The organism is Pseudomonas petrae, from assembly GCF_021728295.1.
Classification (GTDB): Bacteria; Pseudomonadota; Gammaproteobacteria; order Pseudomonadales; family Pseudomonadaceae; genus Aquipseudomonas; species Aquipseudomonas petrae.
Window position 1 is genome coordinate 1 of sequence record NZ_JAKJXE010000010.1, and the last position, 18,574, is coordinate 18,574.

Annotated in this window: 16 protein-coding genes and 1 pseudogene; 7 read left to right on the forward strand and 10 right to left on the reverse strand. The window is 54.3% G+C overall.

The features are described 5' to 3' along the window. Window positions 1–14 precede the first annotated feature (14 nt). A complete protein-coding gene (locus L4G42_RS17805; protein WP_237250811.1) occupies window positions 15–839 on the reverse strand; it encodes an HDOD domain-containing protein in 825 nt (274 codons plus the stop codon). A gap of 280 nt (window positions 840–1,119) precedes the next feature. On the opposite strand from L4G42_RS17805, the gene L4G42_RS17810 reads away from it, so the two are divergent. Next, window positions 1,120–2,139: a branched-chain amino acid aminotransferase gene (locus L4G42_RS17810; RefSeq protein WP_237251029.1), complete on the forward strand. Its 1,020-nt coding sequence runs from the start codon at window positions 1,120–1,122 to the stop codon at window positions 2,137–2,139. A gap of 258 nt (window positions 2,140–2,397) precedes the next feature. Then, window positions 2,398–3,642, forward strand: a complete 1,245-nt coding sequence (locus tag L4G42_RS17815; protein ID WP_237259471.1) for a serine hydrolase domain-containing protein — start codon at window positions 2,398–2,400, stop codon at window positions 3,640–3,642. A 123-nt stretch (window positions 3,643–3,765) separates the two neighbouring features. Here L4G42_RS17815 and L4G42_RS17820 read toward each other — a convergent pair whose 3' ends face one another. From L4G42_RS17820 to L4G42_RS17840, 5 genes are all read right to left on the reverse strand, one after another. Beyond that, window positions 3,766–4,692: a LysR family transcriptional regulator gene (locus tag L4G42_RS17820; RefSeq protein WP_237250813.1), complete on the reverse strand. Its 927-nt coding sequence runs from the start codon at window positions 4,690–4,692 to the stop codon at window positions 3,766–3,768. A gap of 35 nt (window positions 4,693–4,727) precedes the next feature. Then, a complete protein-coding gene (locus tag L4G42_RS17825; protein WP_237250814.1) occupies window positions 4,728–5,657 on the reverse strand; it encodes an AEC family transporter in 930 nt (309 codons plus the stop codon). A 168-nt stretch (window positions 5,658–5,825) separates the two neighbouring features. Continuing rightward, window positions 5,826–6,146, reverse strand: a complete 321-nt coding sequence (locus L4G42_RS17830) for an RcnB family protein (protein WP_237250815.1) — start codon at window positions 6,144–6,146, stop codon at window positions 5,826–5,828. Window positions 6,147–6,228: 82 nt separating this feature from the next. Then, window positions 6,229–6,537, reverse strand: coding sequence for an RcnB family protein (locus L4G42_RS17835; RefSeq protein WP_237250816.1), 309 nt, complete (start codon window positions 6,535–6,537; stop codon window positions 6,229–6,231). Window positions 6,538–6,663: 126 nt separating this feature from the next. Further along, window positions 6,664–7,521, reverse strand: a complete 858-nt coding sequence (locus tag L4G42_RS17840) for an SDR family oxidoreductase (protein WP_237251030.1) — start codon at window positions 7,519–7,521, stop codon at window positions 6,664–6,666. Window positions 7,522–7,604: 83 nt separating this feature from the next. Here L4G42_RS17840 and L4G42_RS17845 point away from each other — a divergent pair, with 83 nt between their 5' ends. Continuing rightward, the gene (locus tag L4G42_RS17845) at window positions 7,605–8,018 is read left to right on the forward strand and encodes a winged helix-turn-helix transcriptional regulator (protein ID WP_237250817.1); all 414 of its coding nucleotides are present in this window, start codon (window positions 7,605–7,607) and stop codon (window positions 8,016–8,018) included. Window positions 8,019–8,165: 147 nt separating this feature from the next. Here L4G42_RS17845 and L4G42_RS17850 read toward each other — a convergent pair whose 3' ends face one another. Then, on the reverse strand, window positions 8,166–9,350 hold the full coding sequence (locus L4G42_RS17850; protein WP_237250818.1) for an MFS transporter: 1,185 nt from the start codon (window positions 9,348–9,350) through the stop codon (window positions 8,166–8,168). 106 nt (window positions 9,351–9,456) lie between these two features. Between L4G42_RS17850 and L4G42_RS17855 the strand changes: the two genes are divergently transcribed. Then, window positions 9,457–10,398 carry a LysR family transcriptional regulator gene (locus L4G42_RS17855; protein ID WP_237251031.1) on the forward strand — a complete coding sequence of 314 codons (942 nt, stop codon included), beginning with the start codon at window positions 9,457–9,459 and terminating at the stop codon, window positions 10,396–10,398. 21 nt (window positions 10,399–10,419) lie between these two features. Here the strand turns inward: L4G42_RS17855 and L4G42_RS17860 are convergent, their stop codons facing one another. Continuing rightward, complete coding sequence (locus tag L4G42_RS17860; RefSeq protein WP_237250819.1) at window positions 10,420–10,887, reverse strand: GNAT family N-acetyltransferase; 468 nt, start codon at window positions 10,885–10,887, stop codon at window positions 10,420–10,422. Next, window positions 10,884–12,380: pseudogene (locus L4G42_RS17865) on the reverse strand (ATP-binding protein); the annotation flags it as partial. The pseudogene L4G42_RS17865 and the gene L4G42_RS17860, both read right to left, overlap by 4 nt. Before the next feature lie 47 nt (window positions 12,381–12,427). Between L4G42_RS17865 and L4G42_RS17870 the strand changes: the two are divergent. From L4G42_RS17870 to L4G42_RS17880, 3 genes are all read left to right on the forward strand, one after another. Beyond that, window positions 12,428–14,023 carry a recombinase family protein gene (locus tag L4G42_RS17870; RefSeq protein ID WP_048730156.1) on the forward strand — a complete coding sequence of 532 codons (1,596 nt, stop codon included), beginning with the start codon at window positions 12,428–12,430 and terminating at the stop codon, window positions 14,021–14,023. Window positions 14,024–14,284: 261 nt separating this feature from the next. Next, window positions 14,285–15,025 carry a hypothetical protein gene (locus L4G42_RS17875; protein ID WP_048729847.1) on the forward strand — a complete coding sequence of 247 codons (741 nt, stop codon included), beginning with the start codon at window positions 14,285–14,287 and terminating at the stop codon, window positions 15,023–15,025. Further along, window positions 15,025–16,560 (forward strand): relaxase/mobilization nuclease domain-containing protein, encoded by a 1,536-nt coding sequence (locus tag L4G42_RS17880; RefSeq protein ID WP_048729848.1) that lies wholly within the window; start codon window positions 15,025–15,027, stop codon window positions 16,558–16,560. Before L4G42_RS17875 ends, L4G42_RS17880 begins: the two co-directional genes overlap by 1 nt. A gap of 36 nt (window positions 16,561–16,596) precedes the next feature. Here L4G42_RS17880 and L4G42_RS17885 read toward each other — a convergent pair whose 3' ends face one another. Next, complete coding sequence (locus L4G42_RS17885) at window positions 16,597–18,315, reverse strand: replication endonuclease (RefSeq protein WP_237260988.1); 1,719 nt, start codon at window positions 18,313–18,315, stop codon at window positions 16,597–16,599. Window positions 18,316–18,574: the final 259 nt, after the last annotated feature.

Consider the following 18,574-nt stretch of genomic DNA (forward strand, 5'->3'; position numbering starts at 1 on the left):
CACGACTGCATTCCCTAACTCAACAACTCCGCAAACGCCTTGTCATCCTCCAGCACCTTGGGCAGCGCGGTGAACACGGCCTCCAGATCAACCCCCTCCAGCAACGGCCCGTCGACTTCCTGCCTGGCCTGCGCGGTGGCGCCGCCGTGATTTTCCAGTGCGGCTGAAATCGTCAATGCCTGGGCAACGATGCGGGGCTGGGTCGCGTCCCCCGGCGCCTGCATGGGCCGCGCCTGATAGGCGATGGCGTTCTGGATGACCTCGGGCAATCCCCAGCGTCGGGCCAGTTCCGCGCCGACTTCCGGGTAACCAAAGCCCAATTGCAACGTTTCGATCGCTGCGCGCCCGGTCGTGCCGGTCTTGGTCACGCTGTTGATGCGCTCGGCAACGGCTGGCGCGCCGGTCTGGATCAGCAATTCGCCGATGTCGTGCATGACCCCGCAGGTGAAGGCGATTTCCGCATCAGCACCGGACTGTTTCGCCAGCAAGCGGCAGATCCCGGCCACTTGAAAACTCTTCAGCCAGAAGCCCTTCAGATCAAAACTCGGCCCAGCCTTGAACGCGCCGGTCACCGCCGACGCCAGCACCAGTGTGCGCAAGGTGTTGAAGCCCAGACGCATGGCCGCGTCCTCAATACTCGACGACTCCCGCGCCCCGCGAAAGCGCGCGGAGTTGGCCAGCCGCAGAATTTTCGCCGCGATCACCGGGTCCTTTTCGATGTTGCCGGCAATGCTGCCCAAGTCCGACGACGGGCTGTCGAACTGTTTGATCAGGTCCTGCGCCACCTTGGGAATGCTGGGAAGACTGCTCAAATCGGCGAATAACTGATCGATACCCATGGGTGCTGCTCCTGTCTCAGACGATTTACACACCATAGGCAACATTGGCGAATCTGCACACGTCCAATAGTGCTTTTGCTACAGACGGCACAAACCTCGGCGCTTGAGTCGGGCCACAGCGGATCTTTTTCAGCTCATCTGCCGTCGAGGCAGTTTGCGGGGAGAAAAATCAGTAATATGGCGACACACCGGAACGGGTCGCGTCCTGCTCCGGGCCTTATCGATGAAACGCCAGACGCCGGAAACTCCCGGCCGCGCTGGCCTGGACATAGAGGGTGTCATGGGTAACGAAAGCATTAACTGGGACAAACTCGGCTTCGACTACATCAAGACCGACAAACGCTACCTGGCTCACTGGCGCGATGGCGAGTGGGACCAAGGCACCCTGACCGAAGACAACGTGCTGCACATCAGCGAAGGTTCGACCGCGCTGCATTACGGTCAGCAATGCTTCGAAGGCCTCAAGGCCTATCGCGCCAAAGACGGCTCGATCAACCTGTTCCGCCCCGACCAGAATGCCGCGCGCATGCAGCGCAGTTGCAGCCGCCTGCTGATGCCCCACGTGCCGACCGAGCAGTTCATCGAAGCGTGCAAGCAAGTGGTTCGCGCCAACGAGCGTTTCATCCCGCCATACGGCACCGGCGGCGCGCTGTATCTGCGCCCGTTCGTGATCGGCGTCGGCGACAACATCGGCGTACGCGCTGCGCCCGAGTTCATCTTCTCGGTGTTCTGCATCCCGGTTGGCCCTTACTTCAAGGGCGGCATGAAACCGCATAACTTTGTCATTTCCAGCTACGACCGCGCCGCGCCACAAGGCACCGGCGCTGCGAAAGTCGGCGGTAACTATGCCGCGAGCATGATGCCGGGCAGCGAGGCCAAGAAAGCCAACTTCGCCGACGCCATCTACCTCGATCCGTTGACCCACACCAAGATCGAAGAAGTCGGCTCGGCCAACTTCTTCGGGATCACCCACGACGACGAGTTCATCACGCCGAAATCGCCGTCCGTGCTGCCAGGCATTACTCGCCTGTCGTTGCTCGAACTGGCGCAGAGCCGTCTGGGTCTGAAGGTCACCGAAGGCGAAGTGTTCATCGACAAGCTCGACCTGTTCAAGGAAGCCGGCGCGTGCGGCACCGCTGCGGTGATCACCCCGATCGGCGGCATCAGCTACAACGACAAACTGCACGTGTTCCACAGCGAAACCGACGTGGGTCCCGTGACCCAGCGCTTGTACAAAGAGCTGACCGGCATTCAGTCTGGCGACATCGAAGGCCCGGCGGGCTGGATCGTCAAAGTCTGATCCGACGCGTCCTGCACGTGTGAAAAACCACCGCCTTCGTGCGGTGGTTTTTTTTCGTCTGCGATTCGGTCAGGTACGTCATCGCAGACGTCAGAGTATGCAGCGGCTGAACCGATCCCCCCGGTGCAATACCGGTGAGTGGGCTATGGTTCAAGCGGGCGCGTTCTTTCAGTGGGACCGGCTTTAGCCGGCGATTTAGCCAAAAGGCCGGCCGGAAAGCGCCCAACGTCCATCCACGACGATAAAAAAGGATACGTCATGCACTCCCCCGTCTTTTCCCGTCCCGCCGCTTTCAATCGGTCGCTGACCCTGTCCCTCGGCCTGCTCGCCGCCACGCTGGTTTCCAGTGCAGGGGCAGACGACTACCCCCACGCCCAGGAACCCATCGGCACGGTCGAACAGATCTACGACGGCGCCATGCTCCCGGACCTGGCGGTCAGCACCTATCGCAATATCGGCCGGCTGTTTCCCACCCACACCATCAAGGCCGGCGACCACCCCTATGCGTTGCCGAAGTCGGATCGGCAACTGCCCAACGTGCGCTTCACCGTCGAGGGCAAAAAGTACGACCTGTACGACTTTGTGGCGCTGGACAGCATTACCGCGATGCTGGTGATCAAGGACGGCAAGATTGTCTTCGAGACCTATCAGCGCGGCAACACCGAGAAGACCCGATGGATGTCGATGTCGATGGCCAAATCCATCACCTCGACGCTGACTGCGGCGGCGATCAAGGATGGCTTGATCAAGGGCCTCGACGCCCAGGTGGTGGAGTACGTGCCGGCCCTCAAAGGCAGCGCCTATGAAGGGGTGACTGTGCGCAACGTGCTGATGATGTCGTCGGGGGTCAAGTGGAACGAGACCTACACCGATCCGGCCTCTGACCGGCGGGCGTTGCTCAAGGCGCAGATTTCCCAGCAGCCCCATTCGGCCATGGCGCTGATGGCGAGCCTGCCAAGCGCAGCCGAACCCGGCACGGTGAACAATTACAGCACCGGTGAAACCCAGGTCCTCGGCGAGATTGTGCGGGGCGCGGTGAAGATGCCACTGGCCGAGTACCTGTCGAAAAAGATCTGGCAGCCGTTCGGCATGGAAAGCGACGCCACCTGGTGGCTGGACTCGCCTGATGGCGTGGAGATCGGTGGCAGCGGGATCAGCGCAACGCTGCGGGATTACGGGCGCTTCGGGCTGTTCTTCCTGAACGACGGCAAGATCAACGGTACCTCGATTCTCCCCGACGGCTGGGTCAGGGAAGCCACGCTGCCGACCACGCTCAAGGGCGGCAAAAGCCTCGACTACGGCTATATGTGGTGGACGGCCTGGACCACGCCTTCGGTGAAGGATGGCGCCTATTCGGCGGTCGGCATCCAGGGTCAGAATATTTACGTCAACCCGGCCAACAACGTGGTCATCGTCACCTTCGGCGCGCAGCCCAAGCCGGTGGACAAAGAGCCCATCGACCCGATGGCCTTCTTCGATGCGGTGGTCGCGGCGTTGAGGTGATCAGGATGACGGCGGGGTTTTTTGTAGGACCGGCTTCAGCCGGGAAGAGGCCGGTTTGCAAACCTTAGATTTTGCGGCATGGCATCTGACGCCTTCCCGGCTAAAGCCGGTCCTACCAGCCTGCTAAAGCCGCCCCCGCAAGGCCTTCGACTTCACCCCGTATTCCCCCAATAGCTGCTCTAGCCAATCCATGAACACCCGGCATCGCTGGGGCAGGTGCCGGCGATGGGCGTAGAGCAGTGACACCGGCATCGCCGTTGGCCGGTACTCCGGGAGGATTTCGATCAAGGCGCCGCGTTGCTGCTGGTAAGCGTCGGCCAGGCGCGGAATCTGGATGATCCCCAGCCCGCCGACACACGCCGCCTCATAGGCTTCAATGTTGTTCACCGTGACACTGCAGGGCATCGATACGTGGAAGTCCTTGCCCTCCCGGCAGTACTCGAACAGCGCATCGACAGCGCCAAAGGCCGGTGCGTAGTTAATGAGTCGATGCTGCTGCAGCGCTTCCAGATCCCGCGGAATGCCGAAGCGGTCGGCGTACCCCTGGCTCACGCAGTTCATCATCCGAAACAGGCCGACATTGCGCGCGATCAGTGGTGTGTCGGGCAGTGCGCCGATGCGCAGCACGCAGTCAAAGCCCTCGCGGACCAGATCGACGCGCCGGTCCGTGCTGCTGATTTCAAGCTCGATCAGCGGATGCCGCTCAAGGAATTCACTCAGCCGTGGCATCACCAGCCGCCGTGCGATGGCGGTCGGCATGTCCACCCGCAGACGCCCGCTCAGCGCCGAGCTGTCCTGCCGGAACAGGCCTTCAATCTCGTCCATCTGACTGAGCAGGTCCTTGCTGCGTTCATACAGCGCCTGGCCGTCGGGCGTTACTTGCACCTTGCGCGTGGTGCGCAACAGCAGTCGTGCGCCAAGCAGCCCTTCGAGGCTGCGTACATGCTCCGAGACCGTCGAGCGCGGCAGGCCCAGTGCGTCGCCGGCGTGGGTGAAGCTCGACAGCTCCGCGACCCTGACGAAAGTTTTCAGCAAATCCAGCTTGTTCATTTCGACGCACCCACCTTATGCCCGACGCCAGCCCGTCAACCGTTGATGTAATAAATGCACAGCGACAGCGTCACCAGCGAACCGAGCGTGGAGATCAGAATCGTGCTCGACACCACCGACGCCTCGCGCTTGTAATACTCGGCCAGCATGAACGGCCCGGTGCCGGTGGGCAGGGCGCTCAACAGCAGGGCAGAGTTGGCCCACAGCGGCGGCAGGTGGAACACGCGAAACGCCAGAAACCAGGTCAGCAGCGGGTGGGCAATCAGTTTGATCAGCACCAGCAGCGTCGTGCCCTCACGCGGGCCTTGCTGTTTCTGGGCGAGAAACAGGCCCAGGGAAATCAGCGCACAGGGCGTCGTCGCTGCACCCAGCAGGCTGAGGAATTTGTCCAGCGCGCCTGGCAATGCCGCGCCGGTCGATGCCCAGCAGGCGCCGAGGATCGGCGACACCACCAGCGGGTTTTTCGCCAGCGCCAGCACTACTTTGAGGACGATGCGGTGCACCCGGGCCTCGCTTTGCAGCCCGATTTCGATGCACACCAGGGCGATGCCGAACACCACGCAGACCACCAGCAACGACGCGATGAGCGCCGGTTCCAGGCCTTCCTGCCCCAGCACCATGACGCACAGTGGAATGCCGATATAGCCGGTGTTGGCGTAGGAAGCGCTGAGGGCATCGATGCTGGCATCGGCGAAATGCCCGGCTCTTCGGCGCCGCAGCAGCAAGGTCATGACGAACATCGCCAGGGTCGACAGGGTGAAGGTCAGCACGAAACCCGGGTGCCAGATCTGCGCCCAGGTGGCGTGGGCAGTGGCGGTGAACAGCAGCGCCGGCAAGCACAGCCAGACCACCATTCGGTTGATTTCAGAAGCGGCGGTCGGCCCGAGGCGGTTAGTGCGGCGACAGAGGTAGCCCACCAGGATGAGCGCGAAGATCGGCAGCAAGACATTCAAGACGGAAGACATCGAACCCGGGCCTATGGCGCAACAAACGAGAGCCGCAGAGTAGAGGGCGCATTCGTTAGGGTGCAACCTTTCTTGTCAGCGGTAACCGGAGGGGAAGGGCGTTTGGACGAGTGGGATGGTAAAGCGGTGCCCGACGGGTATCGGGCACGGTGGACGGTACATCGGCAATTACTTTTTCAGCGGTTTGAGATTGCCCGGCGCGATGTCGAGGACCTTGCCGTCTTCCATGTTGATCAGCGCATATTTATCGCTGATCAGCACCCATTGCGTGCCTTCCTTGGGCGCGGTTAGGCCCTTGCCCTGCCAGTCCTTGACGCCGACGCGTTCGTCCTTGTACAGGTCATGGGTGGTGTCGCCGACCTTGTACTGCTCATTGGTGTGTTCCGCCTGCACGCTTTTGGTTGCAGGGGTTTGCGCCATCGCTGCGAGGCTGGCCCCGCCCAGACAAGTGACCACGGCTGCGCAGGCCATCAGTTTTATTATGTTCATGGGAATTCCTTTGGTCGTTCGTATAGGTTTTTTCACCTGGCGCGCGCCCCATGAACCCGACGCGCTGGGTCAGTGTCCCGGTTTATTTTTCGATCGGGACAATCTTGGTGATCTGGCCGTTGGTGGTCTGCACTTCGACGTATTTGTCGTTGATGCGCACCCACTGACTCATCTTGGCCGGCTCTTCCAGGCCTTTGGCTTTCCAGTCCTTGAGCGCGGCGTCTGGACGCTGAAATTCCTGCGGCGAACGGCTGCCGACTTCGAGCTCCCGCATGTTGTCTCTGGAAGGTTGAATGGTCGGCTCCGTTGCGTTGGCGGCCTGCACCGTAAAACTCGCAACGGAAACGCTACCCAGAATCGCCAGACAGGCAATGAGCGATTTGCTGTTCATTCGAAACTCCTTGGCCAGCGCGTCGTGCGCTGTCATTAGTTCCGACCGTGTGAGGCGCAAATCATTCAGTGCCCGTGCTGGCGCGCCGCCCGCGTGCCGCTTCGGGTACGGCGCGGCGGCGGGGGATTATGTGCGCAGCGCTTGAGCGATGCTTGCAGCAAGCGGCGCGGTCGGCCGGCCAATGAGGCGGCTCAACTGGCGACTGTCATCAAAAAGCGCACCTTTGGCCGCAGCGGCATCGGAGTTGGCGAGCAATTCGGCCACAAACTCCGGGAGTCCTGCCTGCAGCAGCGCACCCTTGTAATCGGCCTGGGGAAGATCGGTGTACACGACAGGCTTGCCGGATTGCTGCGCGATTTGAGCGGCGAACTCCTTCAGCGTGTAAGACTCGTCGCCGGCCAGTTCGTACACCTTGCCCGCCTGATCCTCAGTCGACGTCAGCACAACGGCCGCCGCCGCTGCATAGTCCGCCCGCGCGGCAGAGCTGATCCGGCCTTCACCTGCGCTGCCGTAATGCGCGCCGTTCGCCAACGCGTGGGCCACGCCGGCCGTGTAGTTTTCGTGGTACCAGCCGTTGCGCAGCACCACCGCCGGAACGCCTGATTGCGCCAGTGCCGCTTCGGTCTGCTTGTGTTCCTCCGCCAGGCCCAGCGCCGAGGTGTCGGCGTGGAGCACACTGGTGTAGCCCAGCAATTTGACCCCGGCGCGTTTGGCGGCGTCGATCACTGCGCTGTGCTGAGCGACCCGCTGGCCCACTTCACTGGAAGAAATCAGCAGGACTTTCTCGGCACCCTCGAAGGCCCGGTCCAGCGTGGCAGGCTGAGAATAATCGGCCTGGCGGACCTGCACGCCATTGGCGGCGAGGTCAGCCACTTTTTCCGGATCACGGGCGGCCGCAACGATTTGCGAGGCAGGCACGGTTTCCAGCAATTGAGCGATGACGAGGCGGCCAAGCTGGCCTGATGCACCGGTGATGACGATCATGATGATTCCCGAATAAGGTGATTGAGCGATCAGCATAGTCATCGTGCTAACCTTTCGTAAGTACGTACGAAAAGGTAAGTGTTATGAACGATATGACTTCTGCCTCTGCAGGCAGTGTTTCTTTACTGGAGCGAATTCGTACCGGTGAGGTGCTGGCCCGGGATTGCCCGTCGCGGGAAATCCTCAATCATGTGTGCAGCCGCTGGGGCGTACTGGTGCTGGTGGTGTTGCTGGACGGCATGCACCGGTTCAGCGAGCTGCGGCGCAAGATCGGCGGTGTCAGCGAAAAAATGCTTTCGCAGACGCTGCAAAGCCTGGAACAGGATGGGTTCGTCGACCGCAAGGCGCTGCCGGTGGTGCCGCCCCACGTCGAATACCGTCTGACGGCGATGGGCGAGGAGGTCGCGTTGCAGATGGACGTGTTGACGTCCTGGATCGAGGAAAACCTGCCGCGCATTCTGGCGGCAAGGGAAGGGAAAGCGTCGGCACTGGGGTGACCGGTTCTTCTCATTTGCAGATCCGGGATGCCGCGCTCAAAAAGCGGCATCCCGAATGGGCGCGCGCTGTCTGGCAAGGCAGCAGCCAATCATCGCCCCACCGCCAGACACGTCAAAGAGCAGTCGATCTACAGACAGACCAACCCCTCAACGCTTACGCATCATCAACAGCGCAACCACAATTGCCAGGGCGGCGATCCCGGTCGCGATCCACCCCAGCGACCCAAGTCCGAAGTGGCCAATACCCAACCCGCCAAAAATCGCACCCAAGCCAATGCCGGCGTTAGCCGCCGAGATATTCAGGGTCGCCGCCAACGCCTGAGCCTTGGCACCGGCCTGCATCACACGCACCTGGCACACCGGGAACAGTGCGGTGTACGCAACGCCCCACAGCACCAGCGCGGCGATCAGCCAGAGGTGGTCGGTGGCCAATGGAATGGCGGCGGCCATGCCGATACTCAGAATCACCAGGAACAACACCATCGCACCCAGCGGGCTGCGATCGACCAATTTTCCGCCCCATTGGTTGCCGATCATGCCGACCGCGCCGAAGCCCATCAGCCACCAGCCGACTTGATTGGTCGGAACGCCGGCCAGGGTCTGGAGGATATCGGCCAGGTAGGTGTAAGCCGTGAACATCGCAGTGAACGCGAGCACCGACAGCAACACGTGGGCGAGGAAGCGCGGCTGTTTCAGAATGTCGGTCTGCTTCTCGCCGTGCTTGGCAGGCGAGGAGGGCAAGGTCGGCATGCACAGTTGCATCAGGATGGCGATGATCAGCGAGATGACGGCGAGTACCCAGAAGCTGCCGCGCCAGCCCAGGGTATCGGCGGCGACGGTGCCCAGCGGCACGCCGAACACCAGGGCGGCGGAAATGCCCAGGTAAACCCGCGACACGGCCTGACCCGATTTGCCGGGCGCTGCCAGTTGCCCGGCGGTTTCGCTGGCGGTGCCCCAGAACACGGGCAGGCCCAGCGCCGGAATGAAGCGCGCGAGGGCCATGACCCAGATGTTGGTGGACAGCGCAGCGAGGACGTTGGAGGCGGCAAACACCAGCAGGATGATGGTGAACAGCTTTTTGCGCTCGACGCCGGCGAGTTTTGCCGTGAGGAACGGCCCGAACAGCATCACAGTGAATGCAAACAGCGTCACCACCTGGCCAGCCACGGCGATCGATACACCCAGGTCCTTGGCCATGGCCGGAAGCAGCCCGACGATCAGAAATTCAGTGGTGACGATGATGAATGCAGCGATCGCCATGATCAGGATCTGTACCCCTGATCGAGACGTGGCATCCGGCGCGGATGCCGTTGCGGAGTGTGAAGGGTGCATAGAAGAAGCTCCAAGAGACGTTGCCATAGCCTATTGGAGATCTGCGTTCTCATCCGCGACATAAATGACTTACTATCGCGAACTCAGTTCAGCAATGGTAATCGCTGTGTTCTCATCCGAGCGTCTCAAGGGCATTGACGTCTTTGTGGCAGTGGCCGATTTCGGCAGCTTCGCCAATGCGGCACTGAAGCTGAACCTGACAGCGTCGGCGGTCAGTAAAAGCATCGCACGCCTGGAGCAGCGATTGGGCCAGCGCCTGTTCAACCGCACTACGCGCCGCGTGTCCCTCACCGAAGCTGGCGTGAAGTTCTACGCCACTTGCAGCGGCGTGCTGGCTGACCTTGAAGAGGCCGAACTGGCCCTCGCGTCCGAGCGGCATGAGCCCCATGGCCGGGTGCGGATTGATTTGCCTGCCTCTTACGGGCGCCTCCATGTGTTGCCGCTGATTCTCAATTTCGTCAGGGAATACCCGCTGCTGCAGCCGCACATTTCGTTCTCCGACCGGTTCATCGATCCGGTGCATGAAGGCATCGATATTGTGGTCAGAATCGGCGGGCGCGATGCCTGGGCGGCGGGGCTGGGGCATCGTTTCATCGGCGCTCAGCGACTGGTGTTCTGTGCCGCGCCGAGCTACATCGCCGAGCACGGTCAGCCCGAGACGGACGCCGATCTTGAACATCATCATTGCATTGCCTACGGCCAGTCCGACGGGCAGGTCGGGCCCTGGTATTTCCGCGGGCGCGTGCCGGGGGATCAGGAGCGGCGGGTCATTCATCCGCGCATTGCCGTCGGCGACGGGGAGGGCGAAGTATCGGCCACGCTGGCCGGGCATGGCATCGCCCAGTTGCCGACCTGGCTGGTGCAAACCCACCTCAACGAGGGCCGGCTGGTTGAAGTGCTGCCGGAGCTTGCGACCGATGGACTGCCGATGAATCTGGTCTGGCTGAAAACCCGAGAGGCGCTGCCGAAGGTGAGCATTCTGCTGAAATACCTGAGCGAACATCTGGCGCCGTACGGCAGCGTTGATTCTGCTACCGGGCCGGCCTGATCGGGGGCACACCTCGGCGGGCTATAAATTCTTGCCCATGGTCATTTCACAGGCGGCCATCCCCGACGTTTCGTACAGCGTCCGCGCCGCATGGTTGTCAGCAAATACGTTCAGCTCCAGACGCCGAATGCCGCGCTCGATGGCCCACGCTTCGACAGCGCTCAGTGCTTGCCTGCCCAGGCCCTGGCGTCTGAAGGCCGGATGAATCTCCAGGTCGTAGACAAACAGTCTGGTAGGCGACGGCGGGTTCTCCACAATCCCTATCCATAGGCTGCCCACCTCAACATCATCGCCGATGCACAAGCGATAGAAGTAATGCCCCTCGGTGTCCAGACCGTCCTCCAACAGTTCATTGAAGTCGGCGCTCGCGCTGATGAAGGCCAGCGCGTCAGGCACTCCGTAGGTGCGGGCAATATCCCGGGCATACCCGGCGACAGAACGTTCAGCAAACGCCTGATAGTCGGCAGCGCTCATGGTCATCAGGTTCATGCCAGCCGCCCTTTCTGTGACGCAGGCGTTTTCCCGCGATAAGCCACCAACGCCTGCTCCAGCGCTCCCATCGCCACATCGAGTGCTGACTGCCGCTCGCCGATGATGGCCTCCGGCGCTTCGGCCTCGCAGGCAGATTCCAGCGCTTCGCAGCCTTCGATGACGGCTGTCGCCGCGATGATGTTCGCGGCGCCACGCACCTTGTGGCCGATGTCTTTCAGCTGCTCCGGGAACGTGGTCGCGTTCAGCTCGGCGCGGTCCTGACGAATGCTGGCGATGAGTTGATCGAGCAGCCGCTCATTCATGTCGGCCCTGCCACCGGTCAGCGCTTCAATGGTGTGCGGGTCGAACACAGCCTGCGGCGGCTGAACGGGCACGGCGGGCAGCGTGCCCGGCGCAGACGAAGGGCGCAGCGGCATGACCTTGCTCAAGCGGTCGTTCAGCGCGGTCAGGCTGATGGGCTTGAACAGGCAGTCATCCATGCCGGCATCACGGCAGCGTTGCTTTTCCTCCGGCTGCGCATTGGCGGTGTAGCCCAGCACGGTGCAGCGCGGACGTGCCTCGCTGTGCTCCAACTGGCGGATGGCCCGGGCCAGGTCGTAGCCGTTCATGACCGGCATGTTGCAATCGGCGATCACCAGATCGAAACGCTCCCCACGCCAGCGCTCCAGGGCTTCGGCGCCCTGTACCGCCATGTCGCAGCGATGCCCCAGAAAGCACAGCTGCTCGAACAGCAGCAGACGGTTCGCCGGGTGATCGTCGACGATCAGGATGTGCAGCTGGGCTGAGGCGTGGGGAGCCGCTTCACGGGCGATGCTTTTCGCGTCCAGCGGTTCAAGGGTGGTGAACTCGAAGGTCATTTCGATTCGCGTGCCATCCCCGGGACGGCTGCTCAAGGTCAGGTTGCCGCCCATCATTTCGCACAGGCTGCGACAGATCACCAGGCCCAGCCCTGCGCCGGTGCGCGCCAGTTGTCCTGATTGATCGACCTGAGCGAAGGGCGCAAACAGCCGCTGCTGGTCCTGCTCGGTGATCCCGATGCCGCTGTCATGAATCACCACTTGCACGCGCATTTGCTGCGGGTTGCGTCCGGCTTCGGTCTGCAGGCTGATCTTGACCTGACCCAGTTCGGTGAATTTGATGGCGTTGCTGATGAGATTGGAGAGGATCTGCTTGAAGCGCAGCGGGTCGATCAACACATCCGTGTTGGTCCGTGCGTCCAGGTCCAGGGCCAGCGTGAGGCTTTTTTGCCGGGCCAGGCCGTCGAACACCCGCACCACGGATTCGACCAGTTGGCGCAGATTGGCGCGCTCGGGGCTCAGGCTGAGACGACCTGACTCGATGCGGGCGATGTCGAGAATATCGCCGATCAGCTCCAGCAAATCCTTCGCCGAGCTGTAGGCCACTTCTATCGCCGGACGGTCCAGATGACCGTGGTCGGCGCGCTTCAGGGCCAGCTCGAGCATGCCGATCACCGCAATGATAGGAGGCTTTTGTATAAAATGCTAGAATGCACAGTCTACAAGGGGTTCAGAGCATTATGTCAGTCAAAAATACACTGCCCAGGGCGTTCGCTGACGTGTTTCAGAACGGCGAAACCATCAACGTATACAGTTACATACGTTTCTCATCGAAAGCGCAAAGCCTTGGCTTTGGCGAGGTTCGACAGCTTGAACAGCTCAACCGTTTTTTTGAGCAATACCCCCTAGCAAGACAGGTCGAACGCTATGAAGACCTAGGAGTTTCAGCCTTCAAGGGCAAGAACTTAAAGAGCGGTCAATTAGCGAAATTCGTTGAACGTATCAAGTCAAAAGAAATTCTTCCAAACGCTCTCCTATTGGTCGAGTCATTCGACCGAATTAGCAGGATGGGCGGATATGATGCATTAGAGTTAATCATCTCAATTATTCAATCGGACTGTTCAATTTACACACTTTTCGATAACCGGCTTTACTCAAAACGAAAAAAAGATAGTAGTGTTGATATTAGTCTCATTCAAAACATCCTTGAACGTGCAAATGATGAAAGCAAATCAAAGAGTGAGCGAATATCAGATGCAAAAGCCCGAAATCTCACCAAGGGTGAAAACGGCGGAATTATTACAAAGCGGTGTCCTTTTTGGATTTCGTTTACTGATGGTAAGTTCGTTTTAAATGAACACGCAAAAGCAGTTAAAAGAATGACAGAGCTTTGCTTTGAGATGGGGTTTCAGTCTATTTCAAAAGAATTGAACAAAGAAGATCACCCGAAAAAATATACTGATAGCACTGTCGGAAAAGTGTTACACAAACATGCTATTTATGGTTCGTTCCTTGCGATGAAAAACGATGAGAATGGAAATAGAACCATCGTTAATAAGGAAATAAAGAACTATTATCCATCTGTAATCAGTGAGTCAGAATTTCACAGGATTAGCGAAAAGCTAAAAGAAAGACAAGACCCGAAACTGGCTGGAAGAAAAGCCGAAGAGTTTAAAAATATTTTGCGCGGTTTGGTATTTTGCAAGTGCGGCTCAACTTTTCGCTACCATGCCCAGAAAAATTACTATGTCGATTTAGTTTGCCATGCATCGACTGTCGGGCAGTGCAAATATGCAATGCCGGGGAAAGGTATCAGGCACAGATATGCACGCATAGAAGAAATATTCCTTGCATATCAATCGCTAATTCCGTTTCACAAAATCATTGTAAAAAATGAAGACATAAAAGCACTTGAAAAAGAACATCAAGAAATTGCCGGGCAGATAATCATAAAAGAAAAAGCATTGGCAAATAACTTTTCGATACTTGAAAAGTCTTCTGACAGTGCGCAAAAATATATTACGAATAGAATTGATGAAGTGAGTCAAGAGCTAGACAACCTCAAAACAGACGAACACAAACTAAACCTTAAAATTAGTTCAATGCACCTCGCAACAAAATCAGACGTAAACGTAATGGAGGTTTACAGGCTTTTGATAACGGAAAAAGGTCGCATAAGAATAAATAACTTTCTTCACTCGCAGAAGATAAAAATCGTTATCACTCCTGTAAAAAAGAAATTTTTCTCCCTTGATATTTATCACGACGACAAGCATATAGATACGATTGAAGTTACACCAGATGGTTACTTTGCGCGGCGAGGATTGCACATCTAGCAGTAACAAAGGCGTGATTAAAAATCACGTCTCTGTAACGTGCTTCTAGTTTAAAAACTGGTAACTTGATTTAAAGAAGCAAGCAGAATAAAAAACCATCACGACTATCGTCGTTTGGTTGTTTATGCTTGCCCCACTCATTCTCTATCGTTCATTACGGGTGGCAAAATACTCCCACAAGGGTCGTATCTAATAGCAAAGCGTTAAGGCAACAATCTAAAAAATAAATGCTACGATATGCTCATAACCATATAAAAACCTATGAGCCAATTCAAAGCAAGTACCCGCCTTACGGAAATCAACGCCGAACAAATTGAACAACTTCGAAGAGAATATAATGAAATTTCTGTATCGAAGTTTTCGCTATCGGACGCATTTAAGCAACACCTTTTCCATAACCGTAGTTTTGTCATAATAGCAAAAAACTGTCACTCCATTGAGTTCGGGAAGTACAATCAAACCCTTGCAAATCTCTACACTAATTTGTCTCAAATCAAAAGTGCGGTGCCTGAAACAAACAAAAATATTACTATCGCTCTCCGAACTTTGCTCAAAATGAAACTTGACGTCAGTCGCCTACGTTTCAAAACGCTTGAAATTAATACAGCTACAAAACCAGATTTTGAGTCATTGATAAACCTTCCTCTTTTTGAGGATAGTCATTCACCGAGAAAAAAGCAGTATACAATTAGCCTCACTGAAAATGAGCACAAAGAGTACCAAGACAGATTTGCAAATCAAGATTTGGTTAAACTGCTTTTCGAATTCTTCGACGCATTTACGGTTTATGAGAAGGAGTTCATTAATTCCTCAATTGAATTCGCTGACAACAATAAGTTGCGTGATGTGGGAGTTCTCGCAAATAAGTACGTTTTAGATAAAAAGCAGGACGAAAGCACTATCAGAACACTTACTGATTTCGTTCACAACTACGGGGCTTTTCATAAAAAACTTATAAGCGGGAGTAATGACCTTCTTGCGTTTATTGACGGGGCTAAATAATGTTTATCAAAGAAGTCCCAAGAATTAAACCCAACACTCGAAACCTTGCTAATTATGTTTTGAAGAAAGCCAGCCAGATTAGCGGTAATATTTCAGTTGATACCGCCAACCTCAATGAGTCAGCCAAAGCAATCGAATTGGATTTTAATAGCCGTTTAACTGCAAAGCAGAAAAGCAATGAAATGCATTACATCGTATCTTTCGAGGAAAGCCATGACGTGATTACAGACGAGAAACTATTACTAATTGGCAATGAGTTGGTAAAACGTCATTTCGGTGATAATCGCAATTTCTTGCTCGCCGTCCATCGAGACACTAATAATCCACACCTTCATTTAGTGATGGAGAATAGAGATTTTGACAACAAGGCGTTTTTTAAGAAAGACAATTATCGTGCCTTAGAGACGCTTGCTCAAAAACTCGAAAAAAAGCATTCACTCAAAAATGAGCAAATCTCGGAAAGCAGGAACGACCCAAACCCGACAAGACTCAACTACGCTTCTAAACAGTACGAAAATCGTACGGGCCAAGAGTCTGATGAGAAAAAGTATAAGAACGAGTTGAAAGGCATTCTTTCCGATGCCAAGACGCCACAGGCGTTGTTTGTGGCGATGATTGAAGAAGGTTTTACTATCCGTGCCAACAAGAGCAAAACCGACCCTACAAGGCTGTCAGGCTATTACATCACCAAAGGTTCAACATCTATTAAGCCAAGCTCCATTGGTTTTCAAATGAGCAAATTGATAGAAAAATATAAAGTCGATGAAAATGGAATTAGCCAGTTAATCTTGCGCTTTGAGTCTCCATTGCCACCAGATGAATTTGCCGAAATTTCTTCAAGTCCAGGTACGGACCCAGAACCGGACCCAAAACCAAACCGCCGTGAAAGCCTTTATACGAAATTTAAGACCTCTGATGGCGTAAATTACACAAGCAAAGATGAGAAATACAAAACCGGTTTTACGGTTAACGCCAACAGCGTTTCTTTCACGAACCCTAATGAAATTAGCATAAAAGCAGGAATGCAGGCTTTGATCGCACAAGGTATTAAAGGGCCATTTTACCTTACCGGCTCGGAAGATTTTAAACGCAAAACGTGGCTGGTATCCGCAATGATGGGTTTAGAGGTATCCAACTATGAACCTACTAAATCTGATTTAACTGCGCTTTTCGAACGAGTCAAAACCAATCAAGAAAAATACCCAAAAACAAAGGTTAAACTTCTTGAATTTCATCTTGAAGCATTGAAATTAAAGGGGCTTCAATTTGATACAATATCAAAGACAGAAACGCAACCATCGAAGTCGCTCACAACTGAATTACCACAAAACACTAACCAAACTGAAAATAACGAGGATAGCAAAATGAAAAACAAAAAAACAATACCCGCTCCAACTACTAATCAACCCAAAACGAAAGCAGAACAATTATTCGCCGAAGCAGACATAGACCACGCACTTGCAAAGTTGGGTCATAAACAGAAAGGCAAATCTGTCGAATTGCCAAATTTCATTCCATTAAGTTACAAACCCTGATTTGATGTAACAATATAAGAGCCGTTAAGGCTTTTTTTATTGCCCAAAATTTGTTCTCAAACTACATTCGAATTTTGTTTGGAGACAATCGTCAGTTCCTTTCACTCTGTAACCCCACTTGACCTTGCGAATAAATTCAAACCCGCTCCAAGACATTTCATCGTGTTCAATAATCACGGTCTGAATAAATTCATTCGCATATTCACAGAATGCCCAAAATTTCCCGTCTTGTCTGAATTTCGCAAGTTGTACAAATACTATGTTCGTGAATGTTATCATTAGTTCGCTTGGCTCTTTATCGAAAAACCTATCAAATGCACGCCATAGGATAGTTTGTGTCTTCCCAAAAAAACCATACATTCTATAACCCCACAGACGAGCAACGGCTTTGTTCTTCATCGACTCATCGGATTTTTCACGAAGGCTTTTAATGACATACTTCGTAATATAAGTGGCAGGACTTGCGCCTTTCTTGACCGATTTCTTTGCCTCTTCATCTGATATGAAAACTATCCGCACAGCATTCTCACTATGCGAATAGTGTTTATGGATAAGAGCGATTAACTCAGCGGCTTGGTCCGGGCGTACAAAAAACATCGAGTGCATATGAACGCATTGGTCTTTGTGAGCTTCCTTGCACCACATCCCAAGCGTTTCTATCTCGTGTCTTTCTCTATCCTTGTTCAACGCCACAAGCCTTGTAGAAAGCCAATCAGACGCTTCCCTTGGCGTTGAACCGTCCCAACAGTTCCGACCACTTTTAGGATTTGAATGAAATTCAGCCGGACACGTAAAAGTAGTAAATAAAGCGATGTATCCCTTACTCTCTGCGACTTTCTCCAAGTCTTTAACTTTCATATAAATTTCGGACGCTTTGCGCTCATCAGTTAAGGCAAATTTTGAGAGCGGGATTTTCTGTTCTTTTCCTTTATCGTCAGTATAAACGATTTCAGTATTATCAATAAATTCTTGCTGCTCAATGTCTTTTTCTCTCTGATACCCTAAAAGTTCGTTGCTACAATATGCTTCATCATTCCACCCAATTTTACGATTTTTTAGTAAGTGCATTTCTCGTTGTTTTCTTGCGACGGCTTTGACAATTTTCGCAAGCCTTCTAAAAGTGCATTTGTCTTTACCCTCATTTTCTTTGCCATAAATGCTTCTATCGCTTGCGTAGCGGATACCTTCATCGTCCACAAAAAACTCATACAACTTATCAAACACAGTACCGGAACAGCGCAAATCAGAAAACCTTACATTTTTATATATTTCAATGCTATTCAGTTCGCTCTTAGATTTTAGGTCAGCGCTTGCGACCAGAATTAACTGCTTTAAATATTCATCGGCACGGAGGTAATCAAACAGCCTATTTATTGTTTTGGCTAATGCCAGTGCATCCGTTGCGTAATTTTCTATTTTCTCTTGATATGAAAACTCTTGTTTCTTATTGGCTCGTAGAACATTGAATTTAGGTGTAGGAAGTTTTATTATTTTGATAAACCCTAAATCCTCGGCTTCTTCATCGCTTACGAAGGGCAATGAAGACTCAACACGATAATCGCTCGAAAATTCGAAGGTTCTTGTAAGCGGGTTGAGTTGAGATATGACTACTTTTAGTTTTGCGACTAGTTCCGAAGCATTGATATGCGGATTTTGAAACAATTCGGCATTGGCTTTTACTTCTGCGATGTTTTGTTGAGTTAATGCTTGACTTTTATTTTTGTGTGATACAATAGACGTATGGGTTGTTTTCATTTCTTATATTTTTGCTTGGTAACTTCAGTATAACAAATCAAAACCCAACACAAGAGCCGAAAGGCTCTTTTTTATTGCCTGCAACTTTGTAGACATAGACTTATGAGCATTTAATAGAAGTGGGTTATGTTGGAAGCCACGGAATTAAAGGTTGCGACAGTTATTTTAGAATTATCCAAGAAGAGCAAAAGCAAAAGCAAAAATGCATTGCCTGTCGGCTCGGCTCGCTCGGCTATACACTGCGATGCGATAAGCACAT